Origin of the sequence: Bacteriovorax sp. BSW11_IV (genome assembly GCF_000447755.1) — a bacterium.
Taxonomy (GTDB): domain Bacteria; phylum Bdellovibrionota; class Bacteriovoracia; order Bacteriovoracales; family Bacteriovoracaceae; genus BSW11-IV.
Genome location: NZ_AUNE01000003.1, coordinates 90,808 through 109,780, shown reverse-complemented (window position 1 = coordinate 109,780; position 18,973 = coordinate 90,808). Strand labels below are relative to the sequence as shown.

18 protein-coding genes are annotated in these 18,973 nt (G+C 37.3%); 11 read left to right on the top strand and 7 right to left on the bottom strand.

Annotated features, from left to right (window positions below):
- The 9 genes from M899_RS18480 to M899_RS00815 all read left to right on the top strand — a co-directional run.
- A partial coding sequence (locus M899_RS18480; RefSeq protein WP_034727179.1) for a hypothetical protein occupies positions 1-189 on the top strand: 189 nt, incomplete at its 5' end.
- On the top strand, positions 179-1,399 hold the full coding sequence (locus M899_RS00850; RefSeq protein ID WP_021269434.1) for a beta-ketoacyl-[acyl-carrier-protein] synthase family protein: 1,221 nt from the start codon (positions 179-181) through the stop codon (positions 1,397-1,399). The genes M899_RS18480 and M899_RS00850, both read left to right, overlap by 11 nt.
- Positions 1,400-1,408: 9 nt before the next feature.
- A complete protein-coding gene (locus M899_RS00845) occupies positions 1,409-1,654 on the top strand; it encodes an acyl carrier protein (RefSeq protein ID WP_021269500.1) in 246 nt (81 codons plus the stop codon).
- A 49-nt stretch (positions 1,655-1,703) separates the two neighbouring features.
- Entirely contained in the window at positions 1,704-3,089 is a 1,386-nt protein-coding gene (locus M899_RS00840) for a phytoene desaturase family protein (RefSeq protein WP_021269440.1), read from the top strand.
- An 11-nt stretch (positions 3,090-3,100) separates the two neighbouring features.
- On the top strand, positions 3,101-4,132 hold the full coding sequence (locus tag M899_RS00835; protein WP_021269438.1) for a 3-oxoacyl-ACP synthase III: 1,032 nt from the start codon (positions 3,101-3,103) through the stop codon (positions 4,130-4,132).
- Positions 4,126-5,007, top strand: a complete 882-nt coding sequence (locus tag M899_RS00830) for an alpha/beta fold hydrolase (RefSeq protein WP_021269492.1) — start codon at positions 4,126-4,128, stop codon at positions 5,005-5,007. The genes M899_RS00835 and M899_RS00830 overlap by 7 nt, the downstream gene beginning before the upstream one ends.
- Positions 5,008-5,015: 8 nt before the next feature.
- Positions 5,016-6,656: a fatty acid CoA ligase family protein gene (locus M899_RS00825; RefSeq protein ID WP_021269443.1), complete on the top strand. Its 1,641-nt coding sequence runs from the start codon at positions 5,016-5,018 to the stop codon at positions 6,654-6,656.
- Positions 6,653-7,627, top strand: coding sequence for an NAD-dependent epimerase/dehydratase family protein (locus M899_RS00820; protein ID WP_021269463.1), 975 nt, complete (start codon positions 6,653-6,655; stop codon positions 7,625-7,627). The genes M899_RS00825 and M899_RS00820 overlap by 4 nt, the downstream gene beginning before the upstream one ends.
- 90 nt (positions 7,628-7,717) lie before the next feature.
- A complete protein-coding gene (locus tag M899_RS00815; protein ID WP_021269421.1) occupies positions 7,718-8,077 on the top strand; it encodes a c-type cytochrome in 360 nt (119 codons plus the stop codon).
- On the opposite strand, the gene M899_RS00810 is transcribed toward M899_RS00815, so the two are convergent.
- Entirely contained in the window at positions 8,078-8,560 is a 483-nt protein-coding gene (locus M899_RS00810) for a peroxiredoxin family protein (RefSeq protein WP_021269416.1), read from the bottom strand. It lies immediately after the preceding gene.
- An 8-nt stretch (positions 8,561-8,568) separates the two neighbouring features.
- Complete coding sequence (locus M899_RS00805; RefSeq protein ID WP_021269439.1) at positions 8,569-9,141, bottom strand: TVP38/TMEM64 family protein; 573 nt, start codon at positions 9,139-9,141, stop codon at positions 8,569-8,571.
- Positions 9,142-9,248: 107 nt separating this feature from the next.
- Here M899_RS00805 and M899_RS00800 point away from each other — a divergent pair, with 107 nt between their 5' ends.
- Entirely contained in the window at positions 9,249-9,809 is a 561-nt protein-coding gene (locus M899_RS00800; protein ID WP_196801708.1) for an outer membrane beta-barrel protein, read from the top strand.
- A 1-nt stretch (position 9,810) separates the two neighbouring features.
- Positions 9,811-10,515, top strand: a complete 705-nt coding sequence (locus tag M899_RS00795) for a transporter substrate-binding domain-containing protein (RefSeq protein WP_021269487.1) — start codon at positions 9,811-9,813, stop codon at positions 10,513-10,515.
- Here M899_RS00795 and M899_RS00790 read toward each other — a convergent pair.
- From M899_RS00790 to M899_RS00770, 5 genes are all read right to left on the bottom strand, one after another.
- Positions 10,507-12,588, bottom strand: coding sequence for a hypothetical protein (locus M899_RS00790; RefSeq protein WP_021269486.1), 2,082 nt, complete (start codon positions 12,586-12,588; stop codon positions 10,507-10,509). The two genes, M899_RS00795 and M899_RS00790, sit on opposite strands and share 9 nt — an antisense overlap.
- Positions 12,589-12,766: 178 nt before the next feature.
- On the bottom strand, positions 12,767-13,525 hold the full coding sequence (locus M899_RS17330; protein ID WP_021269471.1) for a matrixin family metalloprotease: 759 nt from the start codon (positions 13,523-13,525) through the stop codon (positions 12,767-12,769).
- An 8-nt stretch (positions 13,526-13,533) separates the two neighbouring features.
- The gene (locus tag M899_RS00780; RefSeq protein ID WP_021269493.1) at positions 13,534-14,085 is read right to left on the bottom strand and encodes a transporter; all 552 of its coding nucleotides are present in this window, start codon (positions 14,083-14,085) and stop codon (positions 13,534-13,536) included.
- A gap of 51 nt (positions 14,086-14,136) precedes the next feature.
- The gene (locus tag M899_RS00775) at positions 14,137-17,955 is read right to left on the bottom strand and encodes a hypothetical protein (RefSeq protein ID WP_021269458.1); all 3,819 of its coding nucleotides are present in this window, start codon (positions 17,953-17,955) and stop codon (positions 14,137-14,139) included.
- 227 nt (positions 17,956-18,182) lie between these two features.
- A complete protein-coding gene (locus tag M899_RS00770) occupies positions 18,183-18,959 on the bottom strand; it encodes a substrate-binding periplasmic protein (RefSeq protein ID WP_021269446.1) in 777 nt (258 codons plus the stop codon).
- Between the last annotated feature and the right edge of the window lie 14 nt (positions 18,960-18,973).

The window sequence follows — 18,973 nt, the reverse complement described above, 5'->3', positions numbered from 1 at the left end:
AAGAACAGAACATCTGAAGAGGCCCAGGCCCTGGCAAAGAAATTACCTCTTGCTCTCAAGATGATTGAAACTGGTCTGGAACCAGCTCGCCAAGTGACACAAACATTGAAGCGTTCATTAACAGATAAATTAATATTAGGCCTTGAGAAAATAGAAAAAAACCTGGAGAACAGCCGTTATGAAAAGTAGAATCGTCATCACCGGTGTGGGCCTTACTGCACCAAATGGAAATAATCTTCTAGAATTCAGAAATGCACTCCTAGAAGGAAAATCAGGAATTACACGTACCGAAATTCGTCACATGGGAATGTTGCCAGCAGGTCTATGTACTTTTGATGAAGGTAAGTACCAACCCAAGAAGATGAGAAAGCGCGGAACTCGTGCTGGTGCGATTGGGATTTACTGTGCAAATGAGGCCCTTGTAGATAGTGGTCTTGATTTTGAAAATTTTGATAAAGATAAAGTTGGTGTTTATATCGGAATTACTGAGCACGGTAACGTGGAAACAGAAAATGAAATCCATGAACTTTACCAAAATGATTTGAATGTTGAATTTTGGTCTCACCATCATAATCCGAGAACAGTTGCGAATAACCCAGCTGGTGAAGTTACTCTGAATCTTAGAATTACAGGACCACACTATACTATTGGAGCGGCCTGTGCCGCCGGAAACCTTGGTGTCATTCAAGCGGCCCAAATGCTTCAACTAGGTGAAGTCGATTTTGCTTTCGCCGGTGGTGTTTCAGAATCAACTGGGACATTTGGAATTTTTGCTGCTTTTAAAGCACAAGGTGCCCTTGGTGATCACGAAGATATTACGATGGCCTCTCGCCCGCTGGATTCAGAAAGAAACGGAATCGTTATTTCTGAGGGTGGATGTATCTATACTTTAGAAAGATTAGAAGATGCCCTTGCTCGCGGAGCAAAAATCTACGGTGAAGTAGTTGGTTATCACTCAAACTCTGATGCAACAGACTTTGTTCTTCCAAATACAACAAGACAAATTGAATGTATGCAAAAGGCCATGTCAAAAGCTGGTCTTACACCAGAGAATATCGACATCGTAAATATGCACGCAACAGGAACAGCTATGGGTGATATCCAAGAATGTGAAGCTGTTGCTAGCGTCTTCAATAACGAAACTACAAAAGTAAATTGCACAAAAGGATTCATCGGTCACACGATGGGTGCAGCAGGAGCTCTAGAACTTGCTGGAAACCTTCCTTCTTTTACAGACGGTATGATTCACCCATGTAAGAAGATTGAGAATGTAGATCCAAAATGCGCAATCCCTGGTCTTGTAAATGGTGTCCCTGTAAAACAAGACGTTAAATATATTTTAAATAATTCATTTGGAATGCTTGGAATAAACTCAAGTCTCATAATTAAAAAGTATTAAGGAGAAAAAATGACAAGAGAAGATGTAAGACAGGCCGTTGTAGATATTATCGCTGACATTGCACTAGATGACGATGTAAATGGGATCAATGATGAAGTTGCTCTAAGAGATCAACTTGACCTAGATTCAATGGACTTTTTAGATATCGTTATGGAACTAAAAAAGCGTCATAAAATTGAAGTTCCTCAAGAGGATTATCCTCAACTAGCTTCAATGAAAAGCTGTGTAGATTACCTACAACCAAAATTTCAATAAATAAAAATGGGCCCAGTCTCTGGGCCCTTGTATTTCCCTAAGGGCAATCATGACAAAGACATATGATGCAATTGTAATTGGCGCCGGAATGAGCGGTCTTGCAGCGGCCATTCGACTTGCCATGTACGACAAAAAAGTCTGCATCTTGGAAAAGCATACCATTAGCGGTGGGCTTAATTCATATTACCAGCGTGCCAAACGCCCCTTTGATGTGGGTCTTCATGCTATGACAAACTTTGTTCCAAAAGGAACGAAGGCTGCTCCCATGTCAAAACTCCTAAAACAACTTCGTATTCCCTACGAGGCCTTAGAGTTGAGCGAACAAAACTATTCAAAAATAACATTTCCCGACTACGAATTGTCGTTTTCAAATAATTTAGAGCTTCTTCTTAGTGAAATTGAAAAAAACTTTCCAGATGAAATTGACGGCTTCAATAAGCTTCTTCAAAAAATAAGAGAATTTAATGAAGTGGCCCTTGATAATGAAACCGTTATGGCAAAAGATGTGGTTTCACACTTTATTAAAAATGAATCACTCCTTGAAATGATTTTCTGCCCACTGCTCATTTACGGATCAGCATGGGAAAACGACATGGACTTCTCGCAATTTGTAATCATGTTCAAGTCAATTTATCTAGAAGGATTTTGCCGTCCAAAAAATGGAGTAAGAACTGTCATCAATCTTTTGCTTGAAAAGCTTGAAAATGTTGGTGGAGAAATACATTTCAGAACAGAAGTTGCGGCCATTAGAACTAATCATGATGGCGCTATTAGCGAAATTGAAACAAAAAAAGGTGAAATATATAAAGCTCCTGTAGTTCTTTCCAGTATGGGCTATCCAGAAACTATGAATGTTCTCGATGGTGAAAACAACTACTCTCCAAGAGTTGGTAAAATGACATTCACTGAGAGCATTATGCTGCTAGATAAAAAGCCTAGCGAAATGGGCCAGAATGCGACAATTATTTTCTATAATAATAGACCGAAGTATCTATATAGAAAACCCACAGAGATCTATGACAATCAAAGCGCTGTTGTCTGTTTTCCGAATAACTTTGGACACGACGATTACGAAGACGGTTGGATACGTATGACAAATATGGCCAACTATGAACTTTGGAAAGAGCTTGAAAGACCAGAATATCTTAAAGAAAAAGAGCGTGTCTTCAATGACAGCGTAGAGCTTGCAAAAAAATTAATTCCAAATTTTGATGCTAATATTTTAGTAAAGGATACTTTTAGTCCAACAACAATTGAGCGCTATACTGGTCATTTTGGTGGTACAGTTTATGGCTCCCCTGATAAGTCTCGAGACGGAAAAACTCCGGTAAAAGGACTTTATCTCATCGGTACAGATCAAGGGTTTCTAGGAATTGTGGGCTCTATGCTTAGCGGAATTAGTATGGCCAATTTGTATGGCCTAATGGAAAATTAAAAGGAAAATTTGTGAAATATACAAATGTGGCCATAAGAGACTATTCTTACCATTTAAGTGACAATATTGTTACGAGTGAGGATATCGAAACTCGACTTATGGAAGTTTATACAAGACTCAAACTCCCCCACGGACGTCTAGAATTGATGACGGGAATTAAAGAGAGAAGGATGTGGGCGCCAAAAACATTACCAAGTGATTTAAGTACAAAGGCGGCACTTAACCTTTTTGAGAAACAAAACGTTAATAAGGATGAGATTGACTTACTCATTCATGCCAGTGTTTGTCGTGATTTTCTAGAACCATCAACGGCCAGTATTGTTCACGGCAATCTAGGACTCAAAGAAGATTGTATGATCTATGATCTTTCCAACGCTTGCCTTGGTGTTATTAGTGCATGGGCCATGGCCGCCAATATGATCGAACTTGGGCAAATTAAAAATGCTCTCATTGTATCCGGTGAAAATGGTGGGCCTTTAATTGAAGAGACCATTCGTTTTTTAAATACGAATCCTGACATTAATAGAAAAAATATAAAGAAGTATATTGCCAATTTAACTATTGGCTCAGGTGCGGTTGCTTTTGTTCTATCAAGTAAGGATTTGGCCAAAGAGTCCCCTTGCATTGTTGGTGGTGCCGTTATGACAGACAGTACGGCCAATAAACTTTGCCAAGGAGATGGCGACCCTGGAAGTCTTATGATGGAAACGGATTCGGAAGAGCTATTACAACACGGAATTGTTCTTGCCTCAAAGACATGGAATAAGACTAAAGAAGTTTTAAATTGGACAAATGATGACGTGAATTGGGTCATTGGCCACCAAGTGGGAATTGCTCACGAGAAACTCGTTCTTGAGGCCCTAGGCCTTGCAAGTCATCCGACTCATATTACTTACGATTCGCTTGGCAATACGGGTTCAGCGGCCCTACCAATTACATTAATTAAACTCATTGAAGAAAATAAAGTTAAAAAGGGCGATAAAGTGGCCCTTGTTGGCATTGGCTCAGGACTTACGAGCTTAATGTTTGGAGTACAATGGTGAATACAGTGAAAATATCTGAAAACTTGAAAGAAGAATATCCATTTAAAGAAAATTACCTCATGTTAGGTCATTTAAAATTGCACTATGTTGATGAAGGTGACGGTGATCCGATTCTCTTTCTCCATGGAAACCCAACATGGTCTTTTTACTACAGAAATTTGATCAAAGAATTTTCTAAAAATTATCGCTGTATAGCACCCGACCATATTGGCTGCGGACTCTCATCTAAGCCACAAGATTATGAATATGAATTAGAAAATCATATTCAAAATATTGAGTCACTTATTACAAAACTGGACTTAAAAAATATTCGTCTCGTTGTTCATGACTGGGGCGGAGCCATTGGTATGGGAGTGGCCACACGCTACCCTGAAAGAATTAAAGGAATTGTCTTTTTAAATACAGCGGCCTTTAAGTCTCTTAGAATTCCAATGAGAATTGCTCTATGTAAGATTCCTGTTTTCGGGGAATGGATGGTGAGAACATTTAATGCCTTTGCCTACCCTGCAACATTTATGGCCTCAAGTAATGGTCTTTCAAAAGAAGCAAAAGAAGGACTACTGCTTCCCTATAACAATTACGAAAACAGAATTGCTACGGCACGTTTTGTAAAAGATATTCCATTACAAAAAAATCATCCTAGTTATATGACTCTTAGTGATATTGAAGACAAGCTCTTAACTCTAAAGATGCCAAAACTTTTCATTTGGGGTGCAAAAGACTTTTGCTTCAATATGCATTTTTTAAAAAGATGGCAGGATTTTTTTCCTGAAGCTAAATATCTTGTCTACGACAAAGCGAATCACTATGTAATTGAAGATGAAAAAGAGCGCGCCATCAATGACATGGAAGAGTTCTTTAATTCTCTAGCATAGGTAAAATGATGGACGATATTAAAAATATTGCAGCAAGAATAGATGAAAAGGCCCTTCAATTTCCAGAGAAGAAGGCCGTGGTCGCGTCGAGTAAAAAAGGTGGCCATGATTTTTTAACTTTTTTCGAACTTGTTGCTGAATCTAAAAACTATGCCGCCCATCTTAAAGAATTAGGTTTAAGACCCGGACACAAAGTCCTAGTCTTTGTAAGGCCTGGCATAGAATTTCCAGTTATTACATTTGCTCTTTTTAGAATGGGTGTCATTCCTGTATTTATTGATCCAGGAATGGGCAAAGAAAATCTTCTTCGTTCTATTAAAGAATTAAAACCAGAAGGGCTCATTGCGGTGCCTGAAGTTCATTTTCTAAGACTTTTCTACCCGAGTATTTTCAATAGTATTAAATTTTTTGTCACAACCGGTAAATTAACTTGGGGAAAAATGGTCTCAACAAAGACATGGCAAAAAAAGAAAAAAGATTTCAATGACAAAGTCTCTATAACAGCAGATCAAATGGCGGCCATTCTCTTTACCTCTGGAGGAACTGGTATTCCAAAAGGTGTTGTATACACTCATCGAATCTTCAATACTCAAACCGATATGCTGAAAGAACTCTTCAGTCTTAATGAAACTGAAGTCGATATTCCAGGGTTCCCTCTTTTTGCCTTTTTCACCATGGCCATGGGTATGACTTCTTGTATCCCAGATATGAATCCATCGAGACCGGCAAAAGCTGACCCTAAAGTTCTTGTAAAAAATATTCAAGATCACAAAGGAACTTTTGTTGCAGGCTCACCCGCTATTTGGGAAAAAGTTGCACGCTATTGTGTAGAAAATAATATAACTCTTCCCACAGTAAAGTATCTTGTTATGTTTGGAGCACCTGTATCACCGCTTATTCATGAAATGTTTCAAAAAGTTCTTCCCAATGGAACAACATATACTCCTTATGGAGCAACTGAATGCCTCCCTGTTGCCAATGTTGAAGGGCGATTTCTTTTAGAGAAGACTGTCAGTAAAACCAAACTAGGTGCCGGAACATGTGTAGGAAAAGTTGCGCCAGGAATACAGTTAAAAATTATTGCCATTACAGATGATGTAATTCCAACGATGGCCGAGGCCACAGAATTACCTCCCCTATCAATGGGCGAAATTCTTGTCACCGGTGACGTTGTCACAAAAGAATATTTCAATATGCCACAAAAAACTGCGGAAGCTAAAATCTATGATAATGGCATAGTTTGGCACCGTATGGGCGATATCGGTTACATAGACGAAGAAGGTCACCTTTGGTTTTGTGGTCGAAAAAGCTACAGAGTCCAAGCGAAGTCAGGACTTAAGAGTTCAATTCAATGTGAGGCCATCTTTAACGAGCACCCGCAAATTAAAAGAACGGCGCTTATAGGTTTAGGTCATCAAATGGAAAAAGACCTAGGTCTAGTTGTTGAGAGGTTTGATAAAAAAATTCTAAAAGGTGCCGATCGCGAAAAATTTATTGAAGAACTAAAGTTGCTTGCGAATTCGTATGAGCATACAAAAGATATTAAGCACTTTTATCAGAGTAATGCATTTCCAGTTGATGTTAGACACAATATCAAAATTGATCGACTAAAACTTGCCCAAATGGCCAATGAAGGAAAATTACAATGAATATTCTAGTGACAGGGGCCAGTGGCTTTCTGGGTTTTGAAATCGCAAAGGCCCTAAAAGACGAAGGCCATGTTGTTTTCAATTTTTCTAGAAATGCTTCAAACGAGCTTACTGAACTAGGCATTTCTACACGAAAGGGCAATTTAGATAATTACGATGATGTGTACAGGGCCTTAGAAGGGATCGACGCTGTTTTTCATGTGGGTGGAAAAGTCGCCATGTGGGGAAAATGGGAAGATTTCTATAATACTAACGTCATTGGTGCAAAGAATATTATTAGGGCCATGAAAGAGCGCAATATTGTAAAACTTGTTTTTACTAGCACGCCTTCCGTTGCTTATAGTAAAGAATCTATTGAAGGCAAAGACGAGTCCCACGGTCATGCAAAAGAGTTTTTGAGTCTCTATGCTAAAAGCAAGGCCATGGCCGAGTCACTTATTTTAGAGGCCTCTAAAGACGGTCTTCAAACCTGTGCCCTACGCCCACACCTCATTTTTGGTAAACGTGATAAGAATATTATTCCACGCCTAATAGAAGCGAGAAAACAAAATAAACTGAAAATCATAGGTGATGGAAAGAATATGGTGGATATCATCCATGTCAGCAATGCTGTTTATGCCCACCTATTGGCCTTTAAGGCACTATCAGCAGACTCTCCAGTAAATGGTAGTGCTTACTTCATTGGCCAAGAGCGCCCGGTGCCGCTGTGGGATTTTATCAATGATATTCTCGCAATAAAAGAGCAACAACCAGTCACAAAGAAAGTTCCTTTAAAGCTCGCCTATACCATTGGGGCTGTTATTGAATTATTTTTAAAAGTTTTTAGAATTTACAATGTACACCCACCGATGACGAGATTTGTTGCATTGCAAATGGGAACATCACACTACTTCTCCCATGCCAAGGCCGTAAATGACTTCAACTACAGACAAATAACATCTATTGAACAGGCCCTAGCAGATCTTAAATAAAACAATAGGGTGCAACTTAGAGTTGCGCTCTTTGATTTTTAAAAAATTGGGTTTATACTGCCCTCAACTGATTAAATGAGGAGTACATATATGTCTAAAACAATTGTTTGTTTATTCACAGTTCTTTTTGGTCTATCTAGTTTCGCTGGTGACGTTAAAAAAGGTGAGGCCGTATTTAAAAAAGTAAACTGTGCTCAATGCCACAATGCTGATGGTATGGGTAAGGCCCCTGCAGATAAAGTTGCTCTTTTAAAAGGTCCAAGAATCGCAGGTCTTGACGAAAAATACGTTGCTGAACAAGTAAGCGCTATTCAATCTGGAACAAGAAAAACAAAAGCGACTGCAATGATGCTTGCTAAAGTTAAATCTTTAAAAGCAGATGATATTGCAAACGTTGCAGCTTACGTTCACTCTTTATCAAAAGATAAAGTTAAAGGTATGCACCAATAGTTAGAGTATTCTCTCTAATGTGACTTCGGTGTCACCGCAATCGGCAGTGGTGCAAATGGTCTCTAACATTTGCGCCCTTGTTTTCCTAGTTCTTATTCCTTTAAAGGCCATTTTTATTTGCGTGTCGACATCAATGAGAAATGTTGCAGGACTCGCAATATCTATAAGCAGATGCTTAACTCCAAAACTATTAATGATCTCAGCATTTTCATCACTCGCAAATAAATAAGTCATGGGATTTTTATTCAACCAATGACGTAAATTTTCAGGGGGCTCACTCGAGATTATAAGCATTGTCACATTGCGATTTATTGTTTCTTGCCATGTTCTTATTTTCTTCAAATGGTTTGTACAAAAGGGGCACCATGTCCCCATTATGAAATTAATAACAACCGGTCCTCTTTTGAGGGAATTGTACAAATCAAAGGTTAAACCATTTAATAATTTAATTTCAAAATTATCGACAAACTCACCGTTATTCATATTCGCCCCTAGAGAACTTTATTAAAAAATGTTTCAAAAAAATAACAATAAACGATTATGGGAAGTGGTAAACCTAAGAGTGTCCCCATTATATAATTTTTTGCTCTCACTGAACTAAAGGCCAAAGCATAGTTAACAAATGGATTAGTTTGAAAAATTAGCCTAAGAACAGTCACTCCAAGTATTTCATTGTGTTGAAATTTTTTCATAATTTTTTGGATTTTTGGAACTTGAATTTCAGTCAAAGGGCGACCAAAAATCACTCTAAGAACAAAGAAAGAAAATAATGAAGAAATTATCGCAGCTAAAAAGACAAGCAACCCTCCATTAATTTTCCCAAAGAGATAAACACTTGTCGCTAAGAATATCCATCCGGGAATATAAGAAATATTGGCCAAGCAAAAAAGGATGATAAAAACACTTATCGCAAGAAATGAATTGTGATTGAAGAGATCTCTAATAAATACGGCATTTGCATACTCTTGAAGTTGGAATATCTTTATCAAAATGAATAAAAAAAAGACAAAAACAATCGAGTATAATAGCCTTGTTTTTGCTGAGGCCTGTATTAAATTATTCATAACTCATTATCTAGTGAGAATTAGTAGGCCACAATTCAATTTATCTTAAAGTTGCCAGAACCATTTTACCCCTTCATTCCAGATAGTTATGAATGCATAATATGTATATGAAGACTTTTCTCATAATGATCCTATTTACATTTGCCTCAAGTTCTTTTGCAAAACTTACTACGCAGCTTGGGTTCAATTACACAACTGATTCAGATACTCAAAAAAGCTTTGAGTATTCGAAGCTTAATGGGGCCCTTTTCATCGGGGCGTCTGTTGGAAAGAAGGATAAATTATATATAGGGCAAAACGTTTCTAAATATACCAGAACTGATAAGCAAGATGGGCTTGAGAGCGCTGAAATCGGTGTTTTAGAAATTGGTCCGAAAATACTCTACTATTTTAATGAAGACAAAAATATCTTCTTTTCTGCAACATGGAATCCCTATGCCAAAGGAGAGCGAAAAGATGCAAATACAAATAAAATATCTGGCTGGAGCTACAATGTGGCCCTTGGATACCATTTGAAAATTAATAGATTTTTCTATCTTGGAGCGAGTCTAAATTATCACAACTTAAATATTACGACTGAAACAGACAGCAGTAATCAAGAGACAGAGGTCTCTCAAACATTTACAAGTATCTTTCCTTTGATAGAACTGGTATTTCATTTTAGATAATATGAAAACACTATTATTTTTTCTTATATTATTATCTAATCTTTGTTTTGCATCGGATGTAAAGAAGGAGAAATATATAGTTGGATTAGAAAATATCAACTACCCTCCTTTTTCATACTCAAAGGCAGAAAAAGTAACAAGGTCCTACTTCAGAGATGTTTTAGATGCTTTTGCACAAACTGAGAATATTGAATTTAAATATAAAACCCTCCCCGTTAAAAGACTCTTTCAGGAATTTATTGAGAGAAAAATAGATTTTAAAATTCCAGATAATGAATATTGGTTCGCGAGCAAAAAGGGTGAGAGCGCTATCGCTTATAGTCAGTCTATTTACACAACAACTGAAGCTGTCTATACACAAAAAGATATTAAGACAGTATCAAGTATGGTTATCATCTTAGGATTTGCACCACCAATTCCATCAAATCTACATAAAGATATCAAAATTTATACGACTCCAAAGCTAGAATCGGCGATACAAATGATGACAGAAGGACGAGTACAATCAATTTTTATCAGCAAAGATGTTCTCAACAATAGTGCTCCAAATAACACCTTTGTTGAATCGCCTCATTTTCCCTCACGCGACACTGCATACAAATTATCATCTATTATACATCCTGAACTTGTGATGAAATTTGATAAATGGTTCTCAAATAATTCTGAAAAAATAAAGAAAATCAAATTGAAATATAATCTACTCTAAGTCGATTGAGGCCGGAGTTCTATAATTATTTTCAAGCATAAAGTTTTTAACAACTCCTACGCCATTAAATGTTCCATTTGTAAAATAGGTCTTAAACTCTGATCCTGTAGAGGAATTCGCGTAAAAACTACCATGAGAAAACAAATCAGAATTTCTAAAGTATTTTGTTAAATCGTCCTTATTATTCGCCTGATAAAATATTTCTCGAACAACATCTTTTAAACGCCACAGAGGAACTTCAGTTAAAATGGCCTCTTTTTTCGTTTTAGTCGAAAGACAGCCTTTACTCATATGTCTTTTAAAACGAAATCCTAAAAACTTGAATGACTTTGTACATTGTTTGAATTCTGTATATGAGTAGTTTTTCTGTCCCCATTCTCTTAGAAAACGATCATAACTTGTATAGAGGTTATTTTTACAACTACTAAAGAGACTTCTAATTCTCTTAAAAATATTTTTAGATTTCATGCCACATTGGTCTTTGATAATATTAAGGACTTCATCTTTATCTCTTTGGAGAAACACCTCGACACCCGACTTAGCGACTCTATAATGACCAGAAATATTTAATGGTCCAACGAGTCGTTCGTCTTCAACTGCGCTCTTTATACTATTATTAATCCCAGTAAAGGCCCCAAGTCCAGATATGGCGTATGACTTCACTTTTTTATTCATTGCTCCAGTTGTTTTTGCGGCATTGAATTCATAATTATAATGAAGAGACATATCTCCTTCATCATTTGTTAGATTAAAATCACTTCTTTGTTCAACAACGTCATTTGTTGATTTGTACTCAAACTCTAATTTTCTAACTTCATTATAGTCTTTTGTAGCAACAGTATTAATTCTAAGTATTGAACTAATTAAAGCATTAAACAGACGAGAGAATAAATTTTCTCGATAGCGAATCTTTTCGTAATTATGTCTAAAAAAGCTCTCTACTACACCATCCTTTACCAGTTCAATATGTGATGTTTTCGAATCACGTACGCCACCAAAAACAAGAGCAAAGTATTTTGTTTTCTTTGTTTCACTTAGAACTTTTTTATATGAAATAGCAAAGGGAGCAATGACTCTTGCATCAAAATCTTTAAAACGGAGTATATTTAATACTTCTTGAAACAGCGGCCCATCATGGTTATACAACGTAAACATATCGTCTTTTTTAAATGATAAGTATGTTCTGTTAGATTCAGATAATTCGTATGAAATATCATAAGAAAGCAAAGTGAGTTTTAAAAATGAGAAAAATTCTGCGACAAGAGCAACACTGGCCCCAGCTTCTATAGTTTTTTCTTTTTCAAAACTAATTTTAAATTTTTCATCAGAAAGATCGTCCTCTTCACCAATGGCCTGAATATCTACTTTCGCCACTTTTTCATATTTTATGAGACCACCAAATTGTAATCCTAGACCTGGCTGCACAGGAATATTTCCTGCTCCAACGGCCTTAACACCCAGAGAGTCTTCTTTTGTAACAAATTCATATGGGGCCATCTCAAAGAAATTTCCTTTTCTAAAAACAATAAAAGGAAAGAATAATTTCTTAACATCTGCGACAAGAGCATCGTTATATGAATCAGCAAAATGCACATAACGGTATTTTCTTTTGAAAGATATTCCAGCAAATGCAGCAATATCTTTTTGATCCATTGAAATCTTCCCTTCATCTTTTAAGTTTGAGAATAATTTAGAAGCTTCAATTACAATTTCCATTTCATCGGTCACGATATAGCGTGTGTCGTGAAAGAGATCCGGAGCTATGACACGATTATAGGCCACATAAAATTGTCCGAAGTCATGATTGTAACGATAACCAATTGTATTGAGTCCACCAAAGATTCCTGATTGCGCAACACTTTGGGCCTGTCTTCTCGCGATATCTTCATGGGAACTCTCAAGCTCTTGGAAAATTCTTTGATAAAGAGGATTCTCTTCATAAAATGGAAGTATATTAATCCCTGCCCCCCCAACTGTTGGAGAGCTAATAAGTTTTAGGTGTGGGAATTCTTGTGACTTTGCCGCAACTGAAAAGAAAATGCAAAAGACCAACAAGGATGTAAAAGTTTTCATTATTCAAACTTCCATTTAGGTCTTTCGAAATTTTAGTAAATACGTGCGGCGAATATTTCGAAATACAATGACCGTAAGGGATTACGATCTATTCGACAATCCTAACAATTCTCTAAAGTGGCATCTAGACCACTTCTTGTATTGCTAGTGACTTAGAATTCCAATATTTTTGGACCATTTATAACTTCTTTAAATCATTCCTTATTTTTATTAAATAAAAAGAAAAAATAAAAAACAGTAACAGGAAAAAAGTTTTGGAAATTCGCCAAGAATTTGTGCCATCATCAATAGTTGCACAGCTTCCTCCAAGTCCTGCGAGTTTCTTATCAAGAGGATAGAGCCAACTAATCCCCTTCATATCATCCTCGGCCAAAAACTCTTGATCCTTACCACCAACACTATAAAACATGAGTGCAAATTCAACAGAGGAATGACCTAATCCCAGCGCATGACCGAGCTCGTGAGCAAAAGTGGCCAGAACCACACTGTGACTGACACTCGCGAGATTTGTACCAGCTGCATCATTTAGGGCCACTGCCCCCTGGCAATATGAACTTGTACACTGCAGGCCTCCAACCCCTAAGATTGATCCATCTGAAAAACTCGAAATGCCACTATTACAACCGACAAGAATTTTATTGTGTGAGGCCAAATCGGCAATAGTTCCCAGTGTCGTAGCTCCAGAGACATCAATACTTCTTTGTTCGACAGTTAGCTTTAATCCACTTGTAGATACTGCATTCCAAAATTGAGAGACTGCTTCCTCCACTAAATCTTTGAGTTCATTAGAACTAAAACTTGTATTTGAACATGAACTTGTAGCAACTTCTACTACAACTTCATTAGTAGGAAAGCCTCTACGAGAAGAACTATTTAACGTCCAGGCCCAGACATCAAAACATAAAAAACAGAATGAAGTTATAATTAAAATTCTCATGAACGTTCCTAATAATAATTAACAGACAAAGTGTAATAAACAGAGCGAGCATCACTGGATAAAAATCTTGCAATATAAGTCTGAAAGCGGACACTGTAACGAGGTTTAAAAAAATATTCACCACCAAGATCTAATGAACTGACATAACTAGTCCTGGTTTCGTCAGGTGAGTAAAAGGTGGCCGTGGAATTTCCATTTCGAAGAGTCACTTCTTCCCCATCCCCCCCATTCATAAAAGCAAAGGTAGTTAAGCCATATCTTAAAATAAAAAGGTGATTGAGTTTATAAGTGAAGTTATAGGATACAAAAAGTGTGTGAGCACTAGTTTCATCGTCATTTTCAGTATGAAAGACGTAACCAATTTCTGGGTTGAAAAAATGATCCCCTCTAATAGGAACAATAGCATTTAATGCAACATAGGGATTAATAGCAAAAAACTCACGCCCACCCTCTGTGGAGACCTGGGCCTTAAAAGCATGGGGTACAAAAGTTCCAACACCCACGAGGGCACTAACATTGCTTGATAATAAAAAGAATAAAAGCTGAAGGATTTTTTTCATGGGAAAATTAAATAATTATAATTTTCCCATGAAAATACTAGATGCGTTAGATTAGAAATCGAACATTAGTTCAGGACCGCCGCGACCAGGCTCCATTCTCCATTTAGGAGCATTCGCAGGCCATGCTCCACCATCGAGTTCAGTTACAAGATAGAAATCGACGATACGGCCAAAATCAGAAGCACCAGGGTCATCATGAACAAGATTCCAGCTATCATTGTAAGGCATTGTTTCAAATTCAATTGGAGTGCGATAAAAATCGTTATAATCAAGCTCACGATTATTCATCTCTTGATCAACAAGTTTCCAAGCTCCTCCGTCATAGTAAACTTTGTCCCCAACATTTAAAGTAGGTGCACCATCAAGCCACGATACTGAAGCAACTGCGACATCCGTCTGATATAAGTCAAGCAGTGCAGGCACACCATTTGGAACCGTACCTGAATTTAAAGACGCTATATTTGGATAAAGCTGTCCAGTTAAGAGCTCAACATAACCAACTTCAATATTTGCAGTTCCCAAATCACAATCATCTGTATAAGAATCTGGAAGTTCAACAGAGAAAGTTGATCCAGAACCAGATGATACAGGTAAATGGCCAAAGACATGATTTTTGTTCGTGATATTAATATGAGTGACATGGGGAACAATAGTAGCACCGAGTGCAACATCAAGAGTGAAAATACACTGAGTGCCACTTCTAGTCCCAGCTATAATTTGATTATTTTCTAGATACTTCATACGCGGATTTTTATAATAGGATTCCGAGATTTGTCCTAAATTATTCGCGATGGCCCTAAAATTTGGAATTTCAGGAGTCAAGGCCTTATTTATAGCACGAACAATTTTCGCACCCGAAGCATTTCGTCCAGCGATACCGGCCAAATCAGTATGTGAGTCACTCAAACTAAAAAAGGAATTTGTTTGACTGCGTACTTCGACATCTTGAATTGTATTATTATTAGTTCCAGCAATGAAGCCAAAACGATTAACTGATACTCCGGCCAAAAATTGGTATCGTGAATCACTTACAACTTCGGAAATCACTCCTTGGTTAATTCCTGCGACAATTCCAAAATCATAAATTGTACTAGGTGAATTTTGAGCGCCACCAACATGGACACGCATTTTTTCAATACGACCACTGTTAAAACTCGTAATCCCGCCGACTTGATTTACTCCATTTAGGCCGCCAAAGACTTCGCCAAAACGAATTGTTCCAGTGGGCTCATTTTTAACGACTGCAAGGGCCACAGAGTTTTCACCACTAGACCTAATATTAGTAAAATCAACACCTGATATGAGACCATTGTTGATACCAATTACACCAGTTCCACTATGGGCTACAAATTGTGACAAAAAGTCTAAATTAGCAAATACTAGATTATTGAGTGAACCATTGTTTGTTCCAATTAAATTATTGGCCAAAGAAGGAGATGTTGTTTCTACTTTTTTATAATTATGGACAACTCTTCCCTCACCTTCTAAAGAACCATTAAACGTGGCCGGCCCCGAATAAAGGCCCTCTAAAAGATTAATATTATCTTTTAAAACATATGAGCCTGCATTCATACTTGCAAATTGAGCAGGTGTACAAATAACGATGGGATCACTTGCTCCACCACGACCATAAGAGGCCTGAGTTGAAACAGGGGCCAAGTTCTTTACATTTTCACAGGCCCTTAGCGGCTCAAAGCCCAAACGAGGATAATCCCCTTCTGTTTGTCGCCACAAAGTATAATCAGTAAAGCTTGGAGGTGCAGTAATTGTCGTAAAATTTTTCGATCTAAAGTCAGACTCTGAAACAGGTGTTCCATTGAAAACCCCGCCATAATCAACACCGGCCACGCCATCAACGACATATTGTTTAACACCAGTAGGAGCGGCTCCGCCTCCTTGAATATATCCCACAACATTCGAAGTTGGAGTTGGCCCAATATCAAAACTAAAAGATCCAGCGAAATAGACATTATTCAATGTGATAGCAGAGGCCCCACCAAATCCAACAATACCCCCGATATATTTTGCAGAATCAGATGTAAAACTTCCAATCATCATCGTACTATAAGAGTTTGAAATAGTACTTGCATTAAGATAAGCAACAATTCCACCAATCTTATTTTGAGATGAATTAATTCTTCCCTCACTTACAACTTGATCAATTATCATCGATTCGCCGTAGCCAACGATACCACCGACATAGGCACTATAAGGAGTCACAGATCCCTCAGAATAGGTTTCAATGAGGCCATTGAAATAGGCCTTCGAAACTGATCCTCCCGCGTTGGCCTGCCCCACAATTCCACCGACTTGGGTACCGCGTGAATCAAGACGAGAATTTATAACCTGAACATTTGTAATAGCTGCACTTGCCCCGATGACACCAACGACTCCACCAAGACCATAACTCGTTTCATCTCCACGTGCTTTTACAGTACTATTATCAATAATGACATTTTCGATTGTTCCTAAACTCTCACCTGCGATCATCCCAACTGCATTGATCCCCTCCACACTTGAGCGGACAACTTTTAAGTTTTTAACAACTCCTGATGGACCAAGTTTTCTAAAAAGACCTACGTTAGAGAAATCTTCCGATTCTAAATAAGCATTGATAAAGGCATATCCATTACCATTAAATACTTTGTTATATTGATTAATTGATAAAGGCGTTGGCAGTGGACAATTCACCTCATCGCCAGCTCCACCTTCAACAGTAAGTCCACCTACAGGAATGAATGAGTTACCAAGTGATGAACAAGGCAAAATATTGCTCCCTGAAGCAACGGGATTAAATGTATTTTTGAAATTTAAATCTCTCATAACGAGAAAATTATTTGTTAGGAAATTTTCTCTGATTTCACTAAATTGTCTTGCCGTACAAAGTCCGTGATAAAATGAATTAGCTGAACCAAAGGCAAATGGATGAGTGGCCGAAGCTGGAGCTAAATTTCTTGAGTCACGACAAACCTCTAAAGCGGTCACAGAGTTAAAAAGAACAACAGTATTGCTTGGATCATCCACAACTGTTTTCGTTTGAGCGGCCCCCATTAAAAGACCATTTTCATAATTAAAGTCGTGATATCCTTGTTCACTACCAGTTACACCACAATCTTCACTTGCATAAAATCCTCTTACAACAAGATGAAAAAGTTTTGAGGCCTCTCCATCAACAGGAATTTTTGCACCTGATGCAGTATTTGCAGTAAAAGCATCCGCGTACCCTACAACAGAACCTGTATTCATGGTATTATGAGCAATTGAATAGCAGGCTGACTTTAAACCATTATCAAAACGAACAGAATTCAAATTATTCATTTTATCGTAAGGAACAGCAATGACTTGGTAAGAAGAGAAGTACCCAGATTGTTCATCAATACAAATCTCACTGATCGATCCTTTATTTGCAACAGAATCCTTGCAACTTACAGGACGAATGCTTTTAAATAATGATGACCCTGCACTTGTAACGCAATTTGCCTGATTAAAATTTAAGACAACATCGACATCACTTCCATCAAGAAGATTACCAATACTTTTTGCACAACGAGTTTGTCCCGCCATATCAACGCCGTCGTAATTACCGTCACCATTGATATCGCCATCCCAAAGAATACCAAAAAAGTTCCAGTTATCATTTGGAAGTTCGAGAACCATATCCTGTGAGGGGATCACTCTATGAGAGAATCTTTCACCTTTACTACTAATTCCAAAGATCATTCCTCCTCCACTCGCATGGGGAGCAATACTGGCATCAAGAGCACTTGAGATTTTAAGACTGAAGGCCGCCCCAGTTTTTCCTTTTTTTCCGGAACAAGCTCCTAAGAAAAAACTAAGTCCTAAAATAATTAAAATAATGGTCTTATTCATGAAATAATCCTCGATGATACCAAGTCAAAACACATGAACTTATCGAATAAATTCAACTACATCTTGAGCATTCATTATATTTTTTAGATGGAGGCAAAGGAGTGTGAAAATGAGAAGTGAAGTGAAATAATCAACGATATTAACAAGTTAAAATACTATCTTTAAATACGGCCAAAAGACCGTATTTTTCACTCTGATAAAAATGTGAAAACAAATTGGGGCAAGTATTAAAATTTCATTAAAGGTGGAAAGGAAATTTGATACTTTTTCATGAGAAATTGATAGCGCTCAGAATTCTTAAAATCGTGTAAATGAGCATCAATATAGGCCCTTAAATCATCTGTACGCTTACCATTTTTTGGAGATAGACCTAACCAAAGCTCATCTTGCTTAATACAAGCATCACGTACAATAGATCTAATCCCCTTTTTCTTTAAATGATAAGCAACAGAATTCGCGGTGTCTAAAAAACTTTGCGCTCTACCTTTTTGCAAAAAAGTAATGGCACGATCAATATAATTTTCATCAAATGAAAATTCAAAATAATGATCAGTTTTATATTTGTTAAAGTAATCATTCAACAGTGTTCCATAGGGATGGTCACGGTAAACGACAAACTTTATACTTCCTAAACTATCTACTCCTGAAAAGTTCCATAGCGAGTCTTTTGATTTCCAAAAACAATGTGTTTGAAATGAGAGATTTTCTTTATGATAAATAAGGCCAGGGGCCTCATCTTTGGAGGGAGATAACAAGGCATCAGCATAGCCTCTTTCAACATTATAAATGGCCCTACTCCAAGGGAGATATTCAAACTCTAATTCATAGGGGCCACTCGAAAAGATATCTTTTATCATTTCCACTAAAAAACCGGGATTTAATTTATCTGTAGGACAAATTTGAGGGCACCAATCTATGGCCGCAATTTTAATTTTTGTTTTTGGCGCTTCTTTAGCAAATAAGGATGTGGATAATAAAAATACGAACAGCAATACTATTTTCATAAAATTATTAAATC